Origin of the sequence: Lelliottia sp. 489, assembly GCF_050435885.1 — a bacterium.
In the GTDB taxonomy this organism is placed as follows: Bacteria; Pseudomonadota; Gammaproteobacteria; order Enterobacterales; family Enterobacteriaceae; genus Enterobacter; species Enterobacter nimipressuralis.
In genome coordinates, this window is record NZ_JBNDLC010000004.1 from 198,252 (window position 1) to 217,268 (window position 19,017).

Below are 19,017 nucleotides of genomic sequence, written 5' to 3' on the forward strand. Positions count from 1 at the left end.
TGACAGCGCAACCGCAGACAGTGCGCTTACGGATAGTATGGTAAACTCTGAATATTAACAGCGTGCTAATTAACAGCAGGCTTACTCAACAATCTAACCTTACCCTAAAACATTCGCGTTGCAGACAGGCGGCAGGCGAGCGAATCCCCGGAAGCGATACGTCCGTCACTGGGGTGAACGAGCACAGCCAACGCACCTGTGGCCCGAAGCAGGAGGGGTAAGAAGGTGGCATCAACAAGAGGGACGTTAATGCCGGACTATTTCTCGTTTATCAATGAAGTTCTGTGGGGCTCAGTAATGATTTATCTGTTACTGGGGGCCGGGATTTGGTTTACCGTTCGCAGCGGTTTTATTCAGTTTCGCTACATTCGCCAGTTTGGCAAAAGTCTTAAAAACAGCGTCAGCCCCCAGCCCGGCGGATTAACGTCCTTCCAGGCGCTCTGCACCAGTCTTGCGGCACGCGTCGGCAGCGGGAATCTCGCCGGTGTGGCACTCGCCATCAGCGCGGGCGGCCCTGGCGCCGTGTTCTGGATGTGGGTCACAGCCATTATCGGAATGGCGACCTCCTTTGCAGAGTGCTCGCTGGCGCAGCTCTACAAAGAGCGGGACAAGCATGGTCAGTTTCGCGGCGGCCCGGCCTGGTACATGGCCCGAGGACTGGGTATGCGCTGGATGGGCGTTCTGTTTTCCCTTTTCCTTCTCGTCGCCTACGGTCTTATTTTTAACACCGTTCAGGCCAACTCCGTGGCCCATGCTGTGCGCTATGCCTTCGACTTCCCGGAATGGATAACGGGTGTCGTCCTGGCGGTACTGACGCTGCTGGTGATCGTGACCGGTATCAAAGGCGTTGCGCGCCTCATGCAGTGGCTGGTTCCGGCCATGGCCCTGCTGTGGGTGATCGCAAGCCTGGTGGTCACCGCCGCGCATCTCGAACAGGTTCCAGGGGTGATCGCCACCATTTTCAAAGCCGCGTTTGGCTGGCGAGAAGCCGCCGCTGGCGCACTGGGATACACCCTCAGCCAGGCGCTGACCGCAGGTTTCCAGCGCGGTATGTTCTCTAACGAAGCCGGTATGGGTTCGACGCCAAATGCGGCCGCGGCGGCAGCGTCATGGCCCCCTCACCCGGCGGCTCAAGGGATCGTGCAGATGATCGGTGTGTTTACTGACACCATTATCATCTGTTCAGCCAGCGCGATGATTGTGCTGCTGGCGGGGCCGGTGACTCATTCCGCGGATGCCGTCGGAATTCAGATCATCCAGCAGGCGCTGGTGAACCTCTCAGGCAGTTGGGGTGCCGGATTTGTCTCGCTGATTGTGATTCTCTTCAGCTTCAGTTCCATCGTCGCCAATTACATTTATGCCGAAAATAACCTGATATTCCTGCGCATCGATTCACGCAACACCCTGTGGTGTCTGCGCGTCGCGCTCGTCGGTATGGTGTTGACAGGTTCGGTGATGAGCCTGCCGCTGGTCTGGCAGCTGGCGGATGTGATTATGGCGCTGATGGCAATCACGAATCTGACAGCCATTCTGCTGCTGTCGCCGGTGGTGACGCTGATTGCCAGTGATTATCTACGCCAGCGGAAACTGGGCGTGAGGCCGGTGTTTGACGCCACCCGCTATCCCGAAATCGAGTCACAAATTGCCCCGGGCAGCTGGGATGATTTGCCACGGCAATAACAGTCATCGATCAAATCAGGCCGTTTTTTTGCTAAAGTCGCACTAAATTTCCTGCAAGGACTGGATATGCTGATTCTGATTTCACCTGCAAAAACGCTCGATTACCAGAGCCCGCTCGCCACCGAGCGCTATACCCAGCCCGAACTGCTGGATCATTCCCAGCAGCTGATCCGTGAGGCGCGCAAACTTTCCGCCCCGCAGATTGGCAAGCTGATGAGCATCAGCGACAAACTCGCCGATCTCAACGCCACCCGCTTCCACGACTGGCAGCCGGACTTTACGCCGAAAAACGCCCGCCAGGCGATCCTCGCCTTTAAAGGTGATGTGTATACCGGCTTGCAAGCGGAAACGTTCAGCGAAGCCGATTTCGATTTTGCCCAGCAGCACCTGCGTATGCTCTCGGGTCTTTACGGCGTGCTGCGCCCGCTGGATCTGATGCAGCCGTACCGCCTGGAGATGGGCATTCGTCTGGAAAACGCCAAAGGCAAAGATCTGTACCACTTCTGGGGCGATATCATCACCGAGAAGCTGAACGACGCGCTGAGCGCTCAGGGCGATAACATCGTGATCAACCTGGCATCTGACGAATACTACAAATCCGTGAAGCCGAAAAAGCTGAACGCCGAGATCATAAAGCCGGTATTTTTGGATGAGAAGAACGGTAAGTTCAAAGTGATCAGCTTCTACGCCAAGAAAGCGCGCGGGTTGATGAGCCGCTACATCATCGAAAACCGCCTGACGAAGCCAGAACAGCTGACTCACTTTAACAGCGAAGGGTATTTCTTTGACGGCGAAGCGTCAGGGAAAGGCGAACTGGTGTTTAAGCGTCACGAGCAGTAATTCCCCGTGGCGCTACGCTTCCCGGAGCGACTCGTCGCTCTGATAAGCGCAGCGCCATCCGGCAGTGTTAATGATGTTTCCAGTCCGGCCCCTTGCCGTGGTTATCATGCTTATCGCCATGACGATTATCGTGAGGTTCGCGATGCTCGTCATGCGGATGCCAGCGGTTGTCGCGCCATTCGTAATGCGATTTCCACCAGTCATGGTCGCGCCAGCGGCCGCCATCCCAGTAGTGCCCGCTTTTATCCTGATCGCCAATCTGTAATTTAACCGCCGGGATCAGCGTGATCTCTCCGGCCTGTACCACTGCGGGAGCGACCAGCATCAGCGAAAGTGCGAGCATTGCAGGTTTCAGTTTAGACATAGGTGACTCCTTCATATTCTTGCCCAACGTGGGCCGATGTAAGGAGATTACGTGAGGGAAGTCGGGGATGTTATTCTCTGCAATCCTAATCTCTAAGTGAGCGCATTTATTGGGAATTTCTGCTTTTTCCCTGCATTTTTTCTCCTTATTTTCTCCATAAAAAAACCGGGCGAACCCGGTTTAGCTAGCTATGTGCGTTCTGTTAGCCGGTTAGGCGAAGCCGCCACCCGGCACAACCCTCACCCGCGCGTCATCATCAGCTGACGCAGCGCCGCAAAATCTGCTGGCAGAGTGTGGGACAGCAGCGGCAGATCGGCGCGATCGGCCAGCTCTTTTGGCAACGGCAGCGATTCACCCAGGATCTCATCCACGCTCTCTTTGAACTTCGCCGGGTGCGCCGTTCCGAGGAACAGGCCGTACTCGCCCGGATTAAGCTGGTCGCGCAGCGCACGATAGGCAATCGCCGCATGCGGCTCGGAGGTATACCCCACCGCTTTCAGCTCACGCATCGTCGCTTTGGTGGTGTCATCACTCACGGCCGCATAGCCGAGATCGCCCAGACGCCAGATCTTACGGCGGAACAGCTCTTCCACGCGCGGCCAGTTGTTCGGCTGGCTCACGTCCATCGCGTTAGAGAGCGTCGCCTGCGTCGCGTTTGGCGTCCACTTGCCATCCTTCAGGAAGCGTGGAACGGTGTCATTGGCGTTGGTCGCCGCGATAAAACGCTTCACCGGCAGGCCCAGGGATTTGGCCAGCAGCCCGGCGGTCAGATCGCCAAAGTTGCCGCTTGGGACAGAAATCACCAGCTGATTGCGGGCTTCCTGCGGCAGTTGCGCCACCGCCTCGAAGTAGTAGCAAATCTGCGCCAGCAGACGGCTGATGTTGATTGAGTTCGCCGAGTTCAGCCCCAGCGCCACTTTCAGCTCTTCGTCGTCGAAGGCCTGTTTCACCAGCGCCTGACAGGCATCGAAATCGCCGTCGATGGCGACGGTTTCAATGTTACCGCCGAGGGTACAGAACAGTTTTTCCTGTAGCGGGCTGATTTTGCCCTGCGGATAGAGGATCACCACGCGCACGTTTTTCAGGCCGTAAAACGCGTGAGCCACCGCTGCACCAGTATCACCAGACGTCGCCGTCAGAATCGTGACCGGTTTGTCGCCGCTGATGTGCGTCAGCATCTGCGCCATAAAGCGCCCGCCGAAATCTTTAAACGCCAGCGTCGGGCCGTGGAACAGCTCCAGACAGCCGATGTCCAGCTCAACGGATTTCACTGGTGCCGGGAAGGCAAACGCATTGCGCACGCGCGCTTCCAGCAGTTCGTGAGGAATTTCATCGCCAATAAAAGCAGAGAGGATTTTCGCGCTGCGGCTGACGAAATCCTGCTTCAGCATGTCATCGACTTCCGTCAGGCTAAACTCCGGTAAATCATGCGGAAAAAACAGCCCCTGATTTTTGCCCAGCCCCTGAGTCACCGCCTGCGCGAAGCTCACCTGCTCGTTATGATCTTTAAGATTGTAGAGTTTCATCGTTTATCCCAGTACTCGTGCGCCTGCCGTGTCCAGACGGCAAATATGAACAAAGCCTTCCTGATTTTGCAGGTAGTTTTTCGCCAGCCAGTCTGCCACGCGCTGCGCGGTGTCCGGCTTATCACAAAGGGCGAACAGCGTTGGGCCTGAGCCCGAAATACCGCACGCCTGCGCGCCGATATCCAGTGACGCCTCACGCGCTTCATTGAAGCCCGGCAGCAGTTTGGTGCGGTACGGCTCGGCAATCACATCTTTCATCAGCTTCGCGGCAAGTGCAGGCTGACGGGTATAGCAGGCGTGAATAAAGCCCGCCAGATGACGACCGTGCGCGATACAGTCCTGACGACGATACTGCGCGGGCAGAATCGCGCGCGCTTCAGCGGTCGAAACTTTAATCCCAGGATAGGCCAGCACCCATAGCCACTCATCAAAGCCTGGCACCTGCTGGCTGATAATGCCGTTCTCTTCGATCATCAGCTGCATCCCGCCAAGGAAGCACGGCGCGACGTTATCATAGTGAATGCTGCCAGAGATGCGCCCTTCCAGTTCGCCCATCAGTGACAGCAGGCGGGTGTTGTTAAGCGGTTTGCCGCAGTGTTCGTTCATCGCCACCAGCGCGGCGACGACGGAACAGGCGCTGGAACCCAGCCCGGAGCCAATCGGCATACTTTTTTCAAGGGTCATGGCGACCGGCACGTTTTTACCGATCTCCTGACAGAAGCGCTCCCAGCACTGGTAGACAATATTCTCGCGCGGCTCTGGCGGCAGCTTGTTGGCGAAGCGGCCAATGTTATTGAGGCTGAAACTGTCCGCCGCTTCGACGGTGACGGTATCACCCAGCAGCGAACCGTCGAGGGGCGTTACCGCCGCACCCAGCACATCAAATCCGACGCTCATATTAGCGCTGGAAGCCGGGGCATAAACTTTGACCATGTTAAACTCCTAACTTCCATGACAGGGTACGCAGCAGATCGGCAAACACGCCCGCCGCCGTCACATCATTCCCTGCGCCATAACCGCGCAGTACCAACGGTAATGGCTGATAATAGTGGCTGTAAAACGCCAGGGCGTTTTCGCCGTTTTTCACTTTAAAGAGCGGATCGTTCCCGTCCACTTCAGCAATCTTCACGCGGCACACGCCGTCGTCTTCAATGTTGCCAACATAGCGCAATACTTTGCCTTCATCACGGGCTTTTGCGATACGTGCCGCAAAGTCGTCATCCAGCTGCGCTAAGCGATCCATAAAAGTAGCGACATCGCCGCTGTCATCAAAACCTGCAGGCAGCACCGGCTCGATGACGATATCCGACAGCTCCAGCTCACGGCCGGTTTCACGGGCAAGGATCAGCAGCTTACGCGCGACATCCATACCCGAGAGATCGTCACGCGGGTCTGGCTCGGTATAGCCCAGCTCACGCGCTTCACGGGTGGCTTCCGAGAGGCTCATCCCTTCATCCAGCTTGCCGAAAATAAACGACAGGGAACCGGAGAGAATGCCGGAGAAGCGCTGCAGTTCATCACCCGCGTTCAGCAAGTTTTGCAGGTTCTCAATGACCGGCAGCCCCGCGCCGACGTTGGTGTCGTAGAGGAACTTACGGCGAGACTTGCTGGCCGCGGTGCGCAGCTGATGGTAGTAATCCATCGACGAGGTGTTGGCCTTTTTGTTCGGCGTCACCACGTGGAAACCTTCGCGCAGGAAGTCAGCATACTGATCGGCGACGGCCTGGTTTGAGGTACAGTCCACAATCACCGGATTAAGCAGGTGATACTCTTTCACCAGACGAATCAGACGGCCAAGATTAAACGGCTCTTTCGCCTGCGCCAGTTCATCCTGCCAGCTTTCCAGATTCAGCCCGTGGACGTTGGTCAGCAGCGCTCGGGAGTTCGCCACGCCGCAAACGCGCAGATCGATATGTTTGTTCTTCAGCCAGCCCTGCTGACGCTTCACCTGCTCCAGCAGCGCGCCGCCCACACCGCCGACGCCAATGACGAATACTTCGATCACCTGATCGGTGTTGAACAGCATCTGGTGCGTGACACGCACCCCGGTGGTCGCGTCATCATTGCTCACCACAACCGAAATCGAGCGCTCGGAAGAGCCCTGGGCAATGGCCACGATGTTGATGTTGGCGCGTGCCAGCGCGGCAAAGAATTTGGCGGAGATCCCGCGCAGGGTGCGCATTCCGTCGCCGACGACCGAGATAATCGCCAGGCGTTCCTGGATCGACAGCGGTTCCAGCAGCTCTTCTTTCAGCTCCAGATAAAACTCATCTTCCAGCGCACGACGCGCACGGCCACAATCCGCCTGCGGCACGCAGAAGCTGATGCTGTATTCAGAGGAGGACTGCGTGATGAGCACAACGGAGATACCGTTGCGTGACATCGCGGCAAACACACGTGCGGCCATGCCGACCATGCCTTTCATCCCCGGACCGGAGACGCTGAACATCGCCATGTTATTCAGGTTAGAGATGCCTTTAACCGGCAAATCGTCTTCATCATGGCTCGCGCCAATCAGCGTGCCTGGCGCTTGCGGGTTACCGGTATTTTTGATGAGGCAAGGGATCTGGAACTGAGCAATCGGGGAGATGGTGCGTGGATGGAGGACTTTCGCGCCGAAATACGACAGCTCCATCGCTTCCTGATACGACATCGATTTCAGCAGCCTTGCGTCCGGCACCTGGCGCGGATCGCAGGTATAGACGCCGTCAACGTCCGTCCAGATTTCGCAGCAATCGGCGCGCAAACAAGCAGCCAGCACGGCGGCAGAGTAGTCGGAACCGTTACGGCCCAGCACCACGAGTTCGCCCTTCTCGTTACCGGCAGTGAAGCCCGCCATCAGAATCATATGATCAGCCGGGATTTTACTGGCAGCGATGCGACGGGTAGATTCGGCGATATCGACGGTGGATTCGAGGTAATGGCCCACCGCCAGCAATTTTTCGACCGGATCGATCACCGTGACATGGTGACCACGCGCTTCCAGTAGGCCCGCCATGATAGCAATTGAGAGTTTTTCACCGCGGCAAATCAGCGCCGCGTTGATGCCATCCGGGCATTGTCCCAGCAGGCTGATGCCGTGCAGGACATGTTTGATCTGTGCGAACTCTTGTTCCACTAAGGCTTTCAGCCGGGCGAGCGGGAAGCCTGGCTGGATATCTGCCAGCCCCTGAAGCAGCTCGGTAAAAATGCGCTCGGCATCGCTGATGTTCGGGAGAGCATCCTGGCCACCGATGGTTTTTTCAATCATCGCCACCAGGTGGTTAGTAATTTTCGCCGGGGCAGAGAGCACGGTTGCCACCTGCCCCTGCCTGGCGTTGCTTTCCAGGATATCGGCAACGCGCAGAAAACGTTCTGCGTTTGCCACTGATGTACCGCCGAACTTCAAGACTCGCATGGTTTACCTCGTGATCTTTGGTCGAAAAAAAAGCCCGCACTGTTCAGGTGCGGGCTTTTTTCTGTTTTTCCTGTTACGCGTCAGCCCGCATCGTTACCTGTGGTAATGATGATGGTTGTTGTAATGGTGGTGGTGCTAACGCGATTCATGGATGTTGTGTGCTCTGTGTTGTTTTCTGTCTGTCCTGTATTCTTTTAGGGTTAAAGTATCCGGCACCTTAAGTCAATGAATTTTTAATTTGATCACAATTTGTAACCCTTTCACGACCCGCTGCTTGCGGTTTTATTTTTATCCGGATACAACCAGTTGCAACCCTTATCGACAGACGGTTAAGCCATACGAAAAACAAATGTCAGGTTTTTATTCTGCCAATTTTTTTTCGATATCGTGCAGCAATCGGTGCAACATTGCCGTGTCGCGCTGCTCAAGCAACCCCAGTCGCTGATGAAGCCAGTCCACCATTTTCTGATCGTCCGCCACGCCAAGCTGGGTTAAGAGCGAGTGCGTTCGCGCGCGCAACGCCCGCAGCTGGTTTTCATCCCCGTCGTTCACGTCGGGCGTGGGAATTTGCATTAAAGATGCTAATTGATAGCAATAGACCATCACCGCCTGGCCGAGATTGAGGGACGGATAATCTGCCACCATCGGCACACCGGTCAGCACGTCTGCCAGCTCCAGCTCTTCGTTGGTCAGGCCCGAATCTTCGCGGCCAAAAACCAGTGCCGCTTTGGTTAGCCACGCGCTTTTTTCTTCCAGCAACGGCACCAGTTCGGTTGGCGTCGCGTAATAATGATACTTCGCCCGGCTGCGGGCGGTGGTCGCGACGGTGAAAGAAATGTCATGCAGCGCGTCGGCGAGAGTCGCGTAAGTGGTTATGTTATCGAGGATTTCACCCGATCCATGTGCAACCCAACGGGCGGCTGGCTCGAGGTGCGCCTCGCTGTCTACGATGCGCAAATCGGTGAATCCCATGGTCTTCATTGCTCGGGCGGCAGCGCCAATATTTTCTGCTCGTGCTGGCGAAACCAGCACTATCGATAAGTGCATTTTTGCTCTCTTTTTAATCAGTTAGCCGGTAAAAGTGTGACGCAGCTCAACATATTACGCAGCGCGAATTTACAAAATTGCAACACAAATCACCGAAATAGCGTTTCACCATGAATTAAAAGCGCTAAACTGTTCCGTAACGGAACTAGTGATTCAAATGTTAACAGACATTAGTTATCCGTATGTTTAATAATGATAATACTCGTATTGATTGGTTTTTCGAATTGGATTCGCGTTGTTTATTAATCAATATCTGCAACTAGTTGGTTTATTGAAAAATTGTGACAAAGGCTAGCAATCAGATACGATGATTTCATCAAACTGTTAACGTGCTACAATTGAACTTGATATATGTCAACGAAGCGTAGTTTTATTGGGTGTCCGGTGTCACTTAGCCTGTTATGTTGCTGTTAAAATGGTTAGGATGACAGCCGTTTTTGACACTGTCGGGTCCTGAGGGAAAGTGCCCACGACCAAGCTAATGATGTTGTTGACGTTGATGGAAAGTGCATCAAGAACGCAATTACGTACTTTAGTCACGTTAGGCCGATCATGTTAATTTGCGACATGTATCAGGCAGGTCAGGGACTTTTGTACTTCCTGTTTCGATTTAGTTGGCAATTTAGGTAGCAAACATGCAGACCCCGCACATTCTTATCGTTGAAGACGAGTTGGTAACACGCAACACGTTAAAGAGCATTTTCGAAGCAGAAGGCTACGATGTCTTTGAAGCGACCGATGGCGCAGAGATGCATCAGATCCTTTCTGAAAATGATATCAACCTGGTCATCATGGATATCAACCTGCCCGGGAAAAACGGCCTTCTTCTGGCACGCGAGCTGCGTGAACAGGCGAACGTGGCGTTAATGTTCCTGACAGGCCGTGATAACGAAGTTGATAAAATTCTTGGCCTGGAAATCGGCGCTGATGACTACATCACCAAGCCGTTTAATCCTCGCGAGTTAACCATTCGTGCACGCAACCTGCTGTCCCGCACCATGAATCTGGGTACGGTGAGTGAAGAGCGTCGTAGCGTAGACAGCTACAAATTCAACGGCTGGGAACTTGATATCAACAGCCGTTCGCTGGTTAGCCCGAACGGTGAACAGTACAAACTGCCGCGCAGTGAATTCCGCGCCATGCTGCACTTCTGCGAAAACCCGGGCAAAATTCAGTCCCGTGCAGAGCTGCTGAAGAAGATGACGGGCCGCGAGCTGAAGCCGCACGACCGTACTGTTGACGTGACGATCCGTCGCATTCGTAAACATTTCGAGTCTACGCCGGATACGCCAGAAATCATCGCCACTATCCATGGCGAAGGCTATCGTTTCTGCGGCGACTTGCAGGAATAATCCCGCTCTCAATGCAGTAAAAACGGCGCTTAACGCGCCGTTTTTTTATTTCCAGATCCGTAACGAATCCGGGTTCTCTTCACTTTTCGGCATACTGCGTTTCACCTGTGTGAGCGAGTACCAGTCAAAGTGCCGCGTCAGATACATCACCGCAAACAGCGCTAACGCCAGCACGCCCGACCCCAGCAGCAGCGCGCTGTCTTCCGAACGCAGCAGGAACCACATCACACCGTCCAGGCCTAACAGCGCCACGACAAACACCGCGCTTCGCTTCCAGCCCTTCAGCACCGCCTGCAGATATACCCCGTTCATCATCGCCCCGACCAGGCTTGCGATAATCCAGGCAGGGGTAAAGCCCACATGTTCTGACAACGCCAGCAGCACCAGGTAGAACAGCACCAGCGACAGTCCCACCAGCAGATACTGCATCGGGTGCAGACGAAGGTGAGAGAGCGTTTCGTAGACAAAGAAAGCCATAAACGTCAGCGCAATCAACAAAATGGCATACTTAATCGCGCGGTCAGTTAACTGATACTGATCGGCAGGCGTCGCCACCGTCACGCTAAAGGCTGGAACGTCACGAAACGAAGGCGTTTCACTCGCGCTGAACACGCTTTCAAGATTGTTCGCAAACCAGCTGCTTTGCCAGTGGGCCTGAAATCCTGAGGCGCTGATTTCGCGCTTCGACGGTAAGTAATCGCCCATAAAACCAGGGTGCGGCCAGTTGCTGCGCAGCGTCAGCTCGCTGTTACGCCCGACCGGCACGACGGAGAAACTGCCCGTCCCGTTGAGATTCAGCGCCATCTCCAGTTCGATATTTTTTGCATTGAGCGTCTCCCACGTCAACGGAATGTGAATCCCCGCCTGCTCCCCCAGGATGCCGGAACCCGGCTCTACGGTCATGGTTTCGCCGTTCACTTTCGACACGTTCACCGCACCGATCCCACGCGCATCACCGACGCCGACGGCCACAAACGGCTGACCCAGCGTGATGGTTTCCCCTTTAAGCTGGTCCAGCTTATCCGTATTAAATTGCGCTTTCAGTTTCAGATCAGTGCTCCAGATCTGCCCGTCGTAGATGCCGATGCTTCGGGATTCGACCTGCTGATTGCCATCAATCACCAGCGATTCCGGCAGCAAGAAGTGCAGGAAACTGCGCTTGTGCTCAACCTGAACCTTATCTTCAATCGTGTAATAAATTTCCGTTACCGGAATCGCGATTAACGGACCGGTGAGCTGCTGCGGCCCGCTGGTGCTTTGGCGCAGCGTATCTTCGACGTCATCGCGATAGCTGGCACGCTCCGAAATCAGGTTGCTTACCATAAACAGCGGAACTAACAGCAGCAGGATGCACCCCATCAGGGTGCTAACTTTCCAGAACAGTGGGGATTTTTTCATTGCTTTCTCCTTAGTGATGGAGAGAGCGTAACGTGGCTATGTGCGCGGAATTTGAAGTTATGTGAAGGGACGGTGAAGTGCCAAAATAGCCTCGACGCCGCCTGCTTCGCGATTGCGAAGTTGAATATCGCCGTGATGCAGACGCGCCACCTCCTGCACAAACGCCAGCCCAAGGCCGCTGCTTTTCAGGCCCGTTTCGCGCGGAAGTGAGTAAAAGCGCTCAAAGATGCGGGCCAGGGCGTAGTCCGGAATACCGCTGCCGCTGTCGGTCACTTTCAGCAGGATCTGCTTGTGCGCCGCTTCAGCGGTGAGCGTGACACTCCCGCCGTGCGGCGTAAAGTCGATGGCGTTATCCAGCAGGTTGCCCAGCGCCTGCTCCAGCAAATCCGCGTCGCCCTCGACCGTCTGCACGTCGACCTGGCAACTCAGGTGGATATTTTTTGCCGCCAACAGCGTTGCGCGCGCGTCGCTGATGCGCGTGAACAGCGTAGTAATATTGACGGTGCCGGGGATAATTTCCACGCGGTTTTCCAGTTTCGCCTGCTCCAGCAGCTTTTCGACCAGCGACTGCATCCGCGCGTTCTGCACCAGAATATTGTCGATAAACCGCGCGGCCACCGGCGGCGGCGGCTGCTCTGACAAAATCTCCGCCGCGCCGCGAATCGCCGCCAGCGGGCTTTTCAGCTCATGGGTCAGGGCGTGAACGTAATGCTCAATGTAATTTTTGCCTTCGAGGCGGATACGCATGTTTTCCAGCGCCTGCGCCAGCTTGCGCAGCTCACTACTGCCCGGATCGGGCAACGGCAGCGGCGTGTCGTGGGTCACAGAATCCGCGTAGCGCGACAGGGAACTGATGGAACGGTTGATCCACCACGCCACAATCAGCCCTATCAGCAGGGCAATCCCCAGCAGCGCGCCGCCCGCCCAGAGAATGCGCCGCTCGCTGCGGTGGATCACCGGCGCCATAGCGCTGTTTGGTTTCCCCACCGACAGCACGCCGATGACTTTTCCCCGATCAACAATGGGTGCCGCCACGTACATCACGGTGCTCTCAGGGTCGTTGGGATCGTCCTGGGTACTGCGCGCGCCGTACTGCCCGCGCAGGGTGCGCCAGACATCATTCCAGCGCGAATAATCCTCACCCAGCCCTTTTCCGGTGGAATCAAACACCACTTTGCCCTGCGCGTCGGTCATGTATAAGTGATATTCGTTGCGCACTTTGTAGATGCCGCCAATGTTGGCGCGAAACGGGCGTTGATGCAGCTGCGAGAAGGCCTGCGCAACTCTGCCGTTTTGGGGATCATTCGCCAGCAGATCGTCGCGCCCCACTTCCGCCAGCAGCGTGGCGGTATCAATCAGTGTCCCCTCGGTGGCCCTGCGTACGCCGGGTTTCACCTCCTGCACAAAGATCGACAGCACAAACCAGGCGGCGATTGCGACAATCAGGAAATAGCCCAGCAGCAGCCGCATGCCGATGCGCATTACGACAGCCCCAGGCTGTAACCCATGCCGCGATGGGTGCTGATGGGCGAAAGGTCCGCATTCACGGCGCGCAGTTTGGCGCGCAGAGTCTTGATATGGGTATCCACGGTGCGATCGAAGCTGTCGCCATCCTCGCCCCAGACTTTGTCCATCAGCTGCTGGCGGGAAAATACTCGGCCAGGCGCGTGGAGCAAGGTTTTAAGCAGCAAAAATTCGTAGCGCGTTAAAAGTAATGCTTCGCCGCACCAGCTGATCTGCGCGGCGGGTTCGTTGAGTTCAAACTGCCCGATGCGCAAGATCTCCGAAGGCAACGCCGATTTCTGCATCCGTCGCAAAATGGTCCGCACCCGGGCGCACACTTCGCGCGGCGAGAAGGGTTTGGCGACGTAATCATCGGCCCCCATTTCGAGGCCCAGCAGTTTATCCACCTCATCGCTGCGGGCCGTGAGGAACAGCACCGGCAGTGATGGATGTTGCGCCAGCAGCTGACGACACAGCTCGAAACCGCTGATATCCGGCAGACCCACATCCAGAATCGCGAGCGCAGGCGCCTGACGCCGCGCCTCTTCGAGCGCAGGCAGCCCGCGTTCGAAGGACTTCACCGCAAAGCCTTCCTGCGAAAGCATGTAAATTAGCGTCTCGGCGATGCTGATTTCGTCTTCCACCAGCCAAATCAACGGTTGCTGCATCCTGTGCCCCCTGGGTTAGCGCCACGGCATGATCGGCACGGCACTCAGTGCGTTTTTCGGCGAGCCCTCAACCACTTTATCGGAGTACGCGAGGTATGCCAGCGTGTTCCGTTTTGCATCATAGAAACGCACGACCTGCAGTTTTTTGAACACCAGCGAAGTGCGTTTCTGGAACACCACATCGCCCTGCGCTTTGCCGTTTTTAATTTTGTCGCTCAGCTCCACCGGCCCCACCTGCTGACAAGAGATCGCCGCATCGGCCGTATCTTCGGCCAGCCCCAGCCCTCCTTTGATCCCGCCCGTTTTCGCGCGGCTGATATAGCAGGTGACGTTCTTCACATCGGGATCGTCAAAGGCTTCGACCACGATTTTATGGTCCGGGCCAAAGATTTTAAACACGGTATCGACGGAGCCAACTTCTTCGGCCAGCGCGTTACGACCCACTAACAGCATCAGAGCGGTGAAGATCAATGTCTTGTATTTCATATTGTTACCATTCTTTAAAATTGCATTGAGCGATTATTCAACAAACAGGATAAAAATGTAGCAAGATCACAGGATTAGCAATTTGATGCCCATAATGTGCGGCAAAAAGCATTAATGCGCAAAAAAAACACTGAATGCTAAAACATCAAAAAATGCTATTATCCGCTACCCTGTTATCAGGCACCTGCTGTTTTAAGGATGAGGATAGTATATGGATCAGGCTGGAATTATTCGCGATCTGCTTACCTGGCTAGAAGGTCATCTGGACCAGCCTTTGTCACTGGATAATGTGGCGGCAAAAGCAGGTTATTCCAAGTGGCATTTGCAAAGGATGTTCAAGGATGTCACCGGTCATGCTATCGGTGCCTATATTCGTGCACGTCGTCTCTCAAAATCGGCGGTGGCCTTGCGCCTGACAGCGCGTCCGATTCTGGATATTGCGCTGCAATACCGTTTTGACTCGCAGCAGACCTTTACTCGCGCTTTCAAAAAACAGTTCTCGCTGACGCCTGCGCTCTATCGTCGTTCACCCGACTGGAGTTCGTTTGGCATGCGCCCGCCGCTGCGTCTGGGCGAATTTGCGATGCCAAAATATGAATTCGTCACCCTACCAGAGACGCACCTGATTGGCACGACGCAAAGCTACTCCTGTTCGCTGGAACAGATTTCTGAATTCCGTCATCAGATGCGCACCCAGTTCTGGCGCGATTTCCTGAGCCATGCCCCAGCGATCCCGCCGTTGCTGTATGGCCTGAACGAAACGCACCCAAGCCAGGAAAAGGACGACGAGCAGGAAGTGTTCTACACCACCGCGCTCACGCCTGAGATGGCCAATGGCTATATTCAGGGCTCGAAACCGGTCGTGCTGGAAGGCGGTGAATACGTGATGTTCAACTATGAAGGGCTGGGAACGGGCGTTCAGGAGTTTATCCTGACCGTTTACGGTACCTGCATGCCGATGCTGAATCTGAACCGCCGTAAAGGTCAGGACATTGAGCGCTACTATCCGGCCAGCGATGCTAAACCGGATGAAGGCCCAATCAATCTGCGTATGGAATTCTTAATTCCTATTCGCCGCTAACGCTGCAGTTCATCCAGCGCAGGGGCGTCCAGATGCGAGATGTCCCCTGCCATTTCCACCACCCAACCAGACGCCAGCCACGGGCTTTCCTGATAGTCGATACGGGAAATAGAGCAGTTGCGCAGACGCAAACGGCGTTCGGCATAGGCCGGCAGCCCAAGAATGGTGCTCACCAGGCAGCCCAGTGCGATACCGTGGCTCACCAGCAGCGGTCGGCTACCTGCCGGTAGCTTGAGGCAATCTGCCAGTGCCGCCTGAACGCGCACGCTCAGCTCCTGCATGGACTCCCCCTCAGGAATACGGCCATCTTCGGTGCCGTTGACCAGCGTACGACGCCAGCCCTCTTCCTGCTCCGTCAGAGAATCCACATGACGTTTTTCCAGCACGCCCATGTCGAGCTCGCGCAGGCGAGGATCGAGGATAATGTCGCACCCGCAGGCCTCAGCGATAATGCGTGCCGTTTGCTGCGTGCGCCCTAAATCGCTGGCGATAATGTGCGTGATGCCCAGGGTTCTGGCGCGCTCCGCAACCTGCCATGCTTGTTGCTCACCTTTGGCGGTGAGAGGACTGTCTGACTGGCCTTGAATACGTCGCTCGGCGTTCCACTGCGTTTCACCGTGGCGAACAAGGTAAACCTGTAACATGTTTTTTTCCGTTATACTGCGATGAGTTTTTTTCGAATCGAGCTTAATTATGCACCATGTTGTCTCTGCCACCACTAATCCTGCCAAAATTCAGGCAATTCTAAGGGCATTTGAAGAGATCTTCGGCGAAGGATCCTGCCATATCGACGCCGTCGGCGTCGAGAGCGGCGTCCCTGAACAACCTTTCGGAAGCGAAGAAACGCGCGCCGGCGCACGAAATCGCGTCGTGAATGCGAAAGCTCTGCGCCCGCAGGCCGATTTTTGGGTCGCGATTGAAGCGGGAATTGACGAAGGGGCAACCTTTAGCTGGGTGGTGATTGAGAGCCGCGAGCAGCGCGGAGAATCCCGTTCAGCGACGTTGCCTTTACCGGCCACCATTCTGGAAAAAGTGCGGGCCGGAGAAGCGCTCGGGCCGGTGATGTCGCACTACACCGGCATCGACGAGATTGGCCGCAAAGAAGGAGCCATCGGCGTGTTTACCGCCGGGACGCTGACGCGTTCGAGCGTTTACCATCAGGCAGTGGTGCTGGCGTTAAGCCCGTTTCATAACGCGATTTACCGTAAAAACACCACAATGAGAGCTGATCTTTTGCAGGTCTGATAAGCGCAACGCCATCAGGCCTGCAATCGCACTCTTTCCCGATAACAGGAAATCCCCTCAGGCATTTTTCAGCAGCACTTCCTCAAGCCACTGGCGCAGCTCTACCGGGGCTGATTTCAGGCTGTTCGATCCACGGGTAATCGTAGCAATCCCCGCCCCCAGCTCATTCTTCAGCTCACGCTGGCTCATCTCCCCCCGCAGCAGCTCTTCAATGATGCGCACGCGCGTCCCTAGCGCTTCGCGCTCGTCGGGCGTCAGGATCAGCTGCATCAGAGGCAAGTGCAGATCTTTCTCGTAGGACTGGCGAAGCAGCTCCACAAAACGAAGCCACTCCTGGTTGCGCTGTTCGGCCATCGCCGATGAATAAGGGGAATGCTGGGTCATGTTATGCCGCCGTTTGTACTCTTAGACGAGTACAAGCATAACACAACCCATCCGGATTAATACTTTCTCTGCCACTCCGCGTCGCTCATCAGGGTGTCTTTCTGCCCCATGAAGTAGCGGTAGTAGGCGTCATAGGCCAGCACATTCTTCACATAACCGCGCGTTTCGGAGAACGGAATGCTCTCGATAAACGCCACCGCGTCGATGCGCCCGGCGCTGTTGCCAAGCCAGGTGCGCACACGCCCAGGCCCTGCGTTATACGCCGCCGAAGAGAAGATGCGGTTATTGCCGAACTGCTGATAAACATACTGCAAATAGCTGGTGCCGATGTTGATGTTGGTATCCGGATCCAGCAGCTGTGACGGGCTGCTGTAGCCTGGAATATTAAACATTTTCACCATATGCGTGGCGGTGCCGGGCATAATTTGCATCAGGCCACTGGCCCCCACCGGCGAGCGCACTTTCGGGTTCCAGGCACTCTCCTGACGGGCAATCGCCATCGCATAGCTCTGCGGGATATCTTTGCCGCTGGTGTAACGATCAAACAGATCGTTGTAGGCCAGCGGGAAACGCTCTTCCAGATGATCCCACAGTTTGCCGGCGATCGTCGCCTGCACGCTCAGATCCCACCAGCGGTTATCGAAGGCATAGCGCGCCAGCTGGGCTTTTTCGTCAGTCGTACGGCTGGTCACCAGGTTGGCCCACTCGCTGCGCGCGGTGTTATCCATGCTCCAGTACATCAGCTCGCGCACGCGCGCCATTTCCGGTCCCTGCGTCAGGGCTGGATTGGCGTTTGTCGGGGCTTTGTCGATCTTCAGCGTGTACTCCTCGCCCAGACGCTGCGCCGCCGCCATCGGATAGAAACCGCGCTGCTGCATCAGGGAGTGGAGGATCTCTTTCGCTTCGTCATCACGCCCGCGCTCCATCAGCAAATCGGCCTGCCAGTAACGCCACTCGTCTTTTTCCTTCGCATCCATCGGCAGGCGGGAGAGCCAGGTGTTTAAACCACGGCGATCGCCGGTTCCGAGCGCCATACGCACGCGGCGTTCAACCAGCGACGTCGAGTTTGAGCGCATGATCGCATCGTCACGCCAGCGCGCCTGTTCGTCGGTCACATCGGTGCCCATCAGACGCCACGCGACAATATCGCGCAGCTCCTGGGTTTGATCGTCGTTGAGCTGCTGCGCCTGCACCAGCTGCGGGATCATCAGCCGTGCGTTTTCCACATCGTCACGCGCCACGCTGGTAAAGGCCACCGCCGCCATCTGGCGGGTGAAATCGGTCGCGCCCGTCGAGCGAGCAAACGTCAGCACAGAATTGGGATCGTTGGCGAGCTGAAGAACCGCTGTGGAAATGGTCTGGTAATCGGAGGGCATCTGCCCGGCCAGCGTGGTCACGAGACGCGTGTTGCCCGCTTTCATCGCCAGGCGAATACGTTCGAGATAGGCCAGCGGATCTTGCTGACCCGATGCGCGCCAGGCGCCAAACAGCGAGTCACAGGCGTTTGGCAGATTTTTGCCTGTCAGCCACAGATCTTTCGCCCCGCTCCAGGCTTCCTGCTGCTGCCCGGTCGCCCATTTGGCGTAATAGAAATTACACTGCGCTTCGGTGGTGCCCGGTTTTTCCGGGCTGAACGCCAGCAGACCGCGCCAGTCTTCACGACGCGCCAGCTCATTCACAAAGCGCGATTGCAGAGCGCGGGCGGGCGGTAGCGTCGGATTCGCCTGGATAAAATTCGCGACGGTGAGGGTCGGCTGGTTCATGAGATCGTCGGTGATCTGGCGGTATTCCAGATACGGATAGAGCGGATACTCTTTCAGCGTCGGCATCAGTGCCTGCACGGTATCCATCTGCTTACTGTCCCACGCCTGCTTGATTTGCGCATAGCGGTTGCGCTGTTCATCCAGTGAATCGGCATGCGCTGCGTGGCTTATCGTCATCACGCATACGCTGGCAGCCAGCAGACGCCAGACCACCTGTTTGGCTTTTTCCACAAGCTCTTCCTCATTTTGTTGAATACCGTTGCGGCGTCGTGCCACATAAAAA

Annotated in this window: 19 protein-coding genes and 1 other annotated feature; of the genes, 5 read left to right on the top strand and 14 right to left on the bottom strand. The window is 56.0% G+C overall.

The features are described from left to right. Window positions 1-249: 249 nt before the first annotated feature. Window positions 250-1,680, top strand: coding sequence for an alanine/glycine:cation symporter family protein (locus ABIE11_RS14585; protein WP_107702293.1), 1,431 nt, complete (start codon window positions 250-252; stop codon window positions 1,678-1,680). Window positions 1,681-1,746: 66 nt separating this feature from the next. Beyond that, window positions 1,747-2,520: a peroxide stress protein YaaA gene (gene yaaA / locus ABIE11_RS14590; RefSeq protein WP_231276739.1), complete on the top strand. Its 774-nt coding sequence runs from the start codon at window positions 1,747-1,749 to the stop codon at window positions 2,518-2,520. 67 nt (window positions 2,521-2,587) lie between these two features. Here yaaA and ABIE11_RS14595 read toward each other — a convergent pair whose 3' ends face one another. The 7 genes from ABIE11_RS14595 to yjjY all read right to left on the bottom strand — a co-directional run bounded on the left by ABIE11_RS14595 (window position 2,588) and on the right by yjjY (window position 9,394). Further along, entirely contained in the window at window positions 2,588-2,884 is a 297-nt protein-coding gene (locus ABIE11_RS14595; protein ID WP_100777708.1) for a DUF2502 domain-containing protein, read from the bottom strand. Window positions 2,885-3,123: 239 nt separating this feature from the next. Beyond that, window positions 3,124-4,410, bottom strand: a complete 1,287-nt coding sequence (gene thrC / locus ABIE11_RS14600) for a threonine synthase (RefSeq protein WP_429184767.1) — start codon at window positions 4,408-4,410, stop codon at window positions 3,124-3,126. Window positions 4,411-4,413: 3 nt separating this feature from the next. Then, entirely contained in the window at window positions 4,414-5,343 is a 930-nt protein-coding gene (gene thrB, locus ABIE11_RS14605) for a homoserine kinase (protein ID WP_100777710.1), read from the bottom strand. A gap of 1 nt (window position 5,344) precedes the next feature. Next, window positions 5,345-7,807: a bifunctional aspartate kinase/homoserine dehydrogenase I gene (gene thrA, locus ABIE11_RS14610; RefSeq protein WP_100777711.1), complete on the bottom strand. Its 2,463-nt coding sequence runs from the start codon at window positions 7,805-7,807 to the stop codon at window positions 5,345-5,347. A 23-nt stretch (window positions 7,808-7,830) separates the two neighbouring features. Further along, window positions 7,831-7,949 (bottom strand) — a sequence feature (Thr leader region). Further along, window positions 7,888-7,956: a thr operon leader peptide gene (thrL, locus tag ABIE11_RS14615; RefSeq protein ID WP_107704209.1), complete on the bottom strand. Its 69-nt coding sequence runs from the start codon at window positions 7,954-7,956 to the stop codon at window positions 7,888-7,890. It overlaps the preceding feature by 62 nt. Before the next feature lie 211 nt (window positions 7,957-8,167). Then, on the bottom strand, window positions 8,168-8,854 hold the full coding sequence (locus ABIE11_RS14620; protein ID WP_100777712.1) for a tRNA/rRNA methyltransferase: 687 nt from the start codon (window positions 8,852-8,854) through the stop codon (window positions 8,168-8,170). 399 nt (window positions 8,855-9,253) lie between these two features. Further along, entirely contained in the window at window positions 9,254-9,394 is a 141-nt protein-coding gene (gene yjjY, locus ABIE11_RS14625) for a protein YjjY (RefSeq protein ID WP_001303782.1), read from the bottom strand. 95 nt (window positions 9,395-9,489) lie between these two features. Between yjjY and arcA the strand changes: the two genes are divergently transcribed. Continuing rightward, window positions 9,490-10,206 carry a two-component system response regulator ArcA gene (gene arcA / locus ABIE11_RS14630; protein ID WP_006174002.1) on the top strand — a complete coding sequence of 239 codons (717 nt, stop codon included), beginning with the start codon at window positions 9,490-9,492 and terminating at the stop codon, window positions 10,204-10,206. Between the two features lie 45 nt (window positions 10,207-10,251). Here the strand turns inward: arcA and creD are convergent, their stop codons facing one another. From creD to creA, 4 genes are read right to left on the bottom strand one after another with little or no spacing between them, the layout of a single operon-like run. Continuing rightward, window positions 10,252-11,604 (bottom strand): cell envelope integrity protein CreD, encoded by a 1,353-nt coding sequence (gene creD, locus ABIE11_RS14635; RefSeq protein ID WP_181827309.1) that lies wholly within the window; start codon window positions 11,602-11,604, stop codon window positions 10,252-10,254. A gap of 57 nt (window positions 11,605-11,661) precedes the next feature. After that, complete coding sequence (creC, locus tag ABIE11_RS14640) at window positions 11,662-13,086, bottom strand: two-component system sensor histidine kinase CreC (RefSeq protein WP_429184768.1); 1,425 nt, start codon at window positions 13,084-13,086, stop codon at window positions 11,662-11,664. Beyond that, window positions 13,086-13,775 carry a two-component system response regulator CreB gene (gene creB / locus ABIE11_RS14645; RefSeq protein ID WP_100777715.1) on the bottom strand — a complete coding sequence of 230 codons (690 nt, stop codon included), beginning with the start codon at window positions 13,773-13,775 and terminating at the stop codon, window positions 13,086-13,088. Before creB ends, creC begins: the two co-directional genes overlap by 1 nt. A gap of 15 nt (window positions 13,776-13,790) precedes the next feature. Next, on the bottom strand, window positions 13,791-14,261 hold the full coding sequence (gene creA / locus ABIE11_RS14650; protein ID WP_100777716.1) for a protein CreA: 471 nt from the start codon (window positions 14,259-14,261) through the stop codon (window positions 13,791-13,793). A gap of 211 nt (window positions 14,262-14,472) precedes the next feature. Here creA and robA point away from each other — a divergent pair, with 211 nt between their 5' ends. Next, complete coding sequence (gene robA / locus ABIE11_RS14655) at window positions 14,473-15,342, top strand: MDR efflux pump AcrAB transcriptional activator RobA (RefSeq protein ID WP_100777717.1); 870 nt, start codon at window positions 14,473-14,475, stop codon at window positions 15,340-15,342. Here robA and gpmB read toward each other — a convergent pair. Next, a complete protein-coding gene (gene gpmB / locus ABIE11_RS14660; RefSeq protein WP_100777718.1) occupies window positions 15,339-15,986 on the bottom strand; it encodes a 2,3-diphosphoglycerate-dependent phosphoglycerate mutase GpmB in 648 nt (215 codons plus the stop codon). The two genes, robA and gpmB, sit on opposite strands and share 4 nt — an antisense overlap. A 49-nt stretch (window positions 15,987-16,035) precedes the next feature. Here gpmB and yjjX point away from each other — a divergent pair, with 49 nt between their 5' ends. Next, a complete protein-coding gene (gene yjjX, locus ABIE11_RS14665) occupies window positions 16,036-16,587 on the top strand; it encodes an inosine/xanthosine triphosphatase (protein ID WP_429184769.1) in 552 nt (183 codons plus the stop codon). A 57-nt stretch (window positions 16,588-16,644) separates the two neighbouring features. Here the strand turns inward: yjjX and trpR are convergent, their stop codons facing one another. Both trpR and sltY read right to left on the bottom strand, forming a co-directional pair. Then, a complete protein-coding gene (gene trpR / locus ABIE11_RS14670) occupies window positions 16,645-16,971 on the bottom strand; it encodes a trp operon repressor (RefSeq protein WP_100777720.1) in 327 nt (108 codons plus the stop codon). Window positions 16,972-17,027: 56 nt separating this feature from the next. Beyond that, the gene (sltY, locus tag ABIE11_RS14675) at window positions 17,028-18,965 is read right to left on the bottom strand and encodes a murein transglycosylase (RefSeq protein ID WP_429184770.1); all 1,938 of its coding nucleotides are present in this window, start codon (window positions 18,963-18,965) and stop codon (window positions 17,028-17,030) included. Window positions 18,966-19,017: the final 52 nt, after the last annotated feature.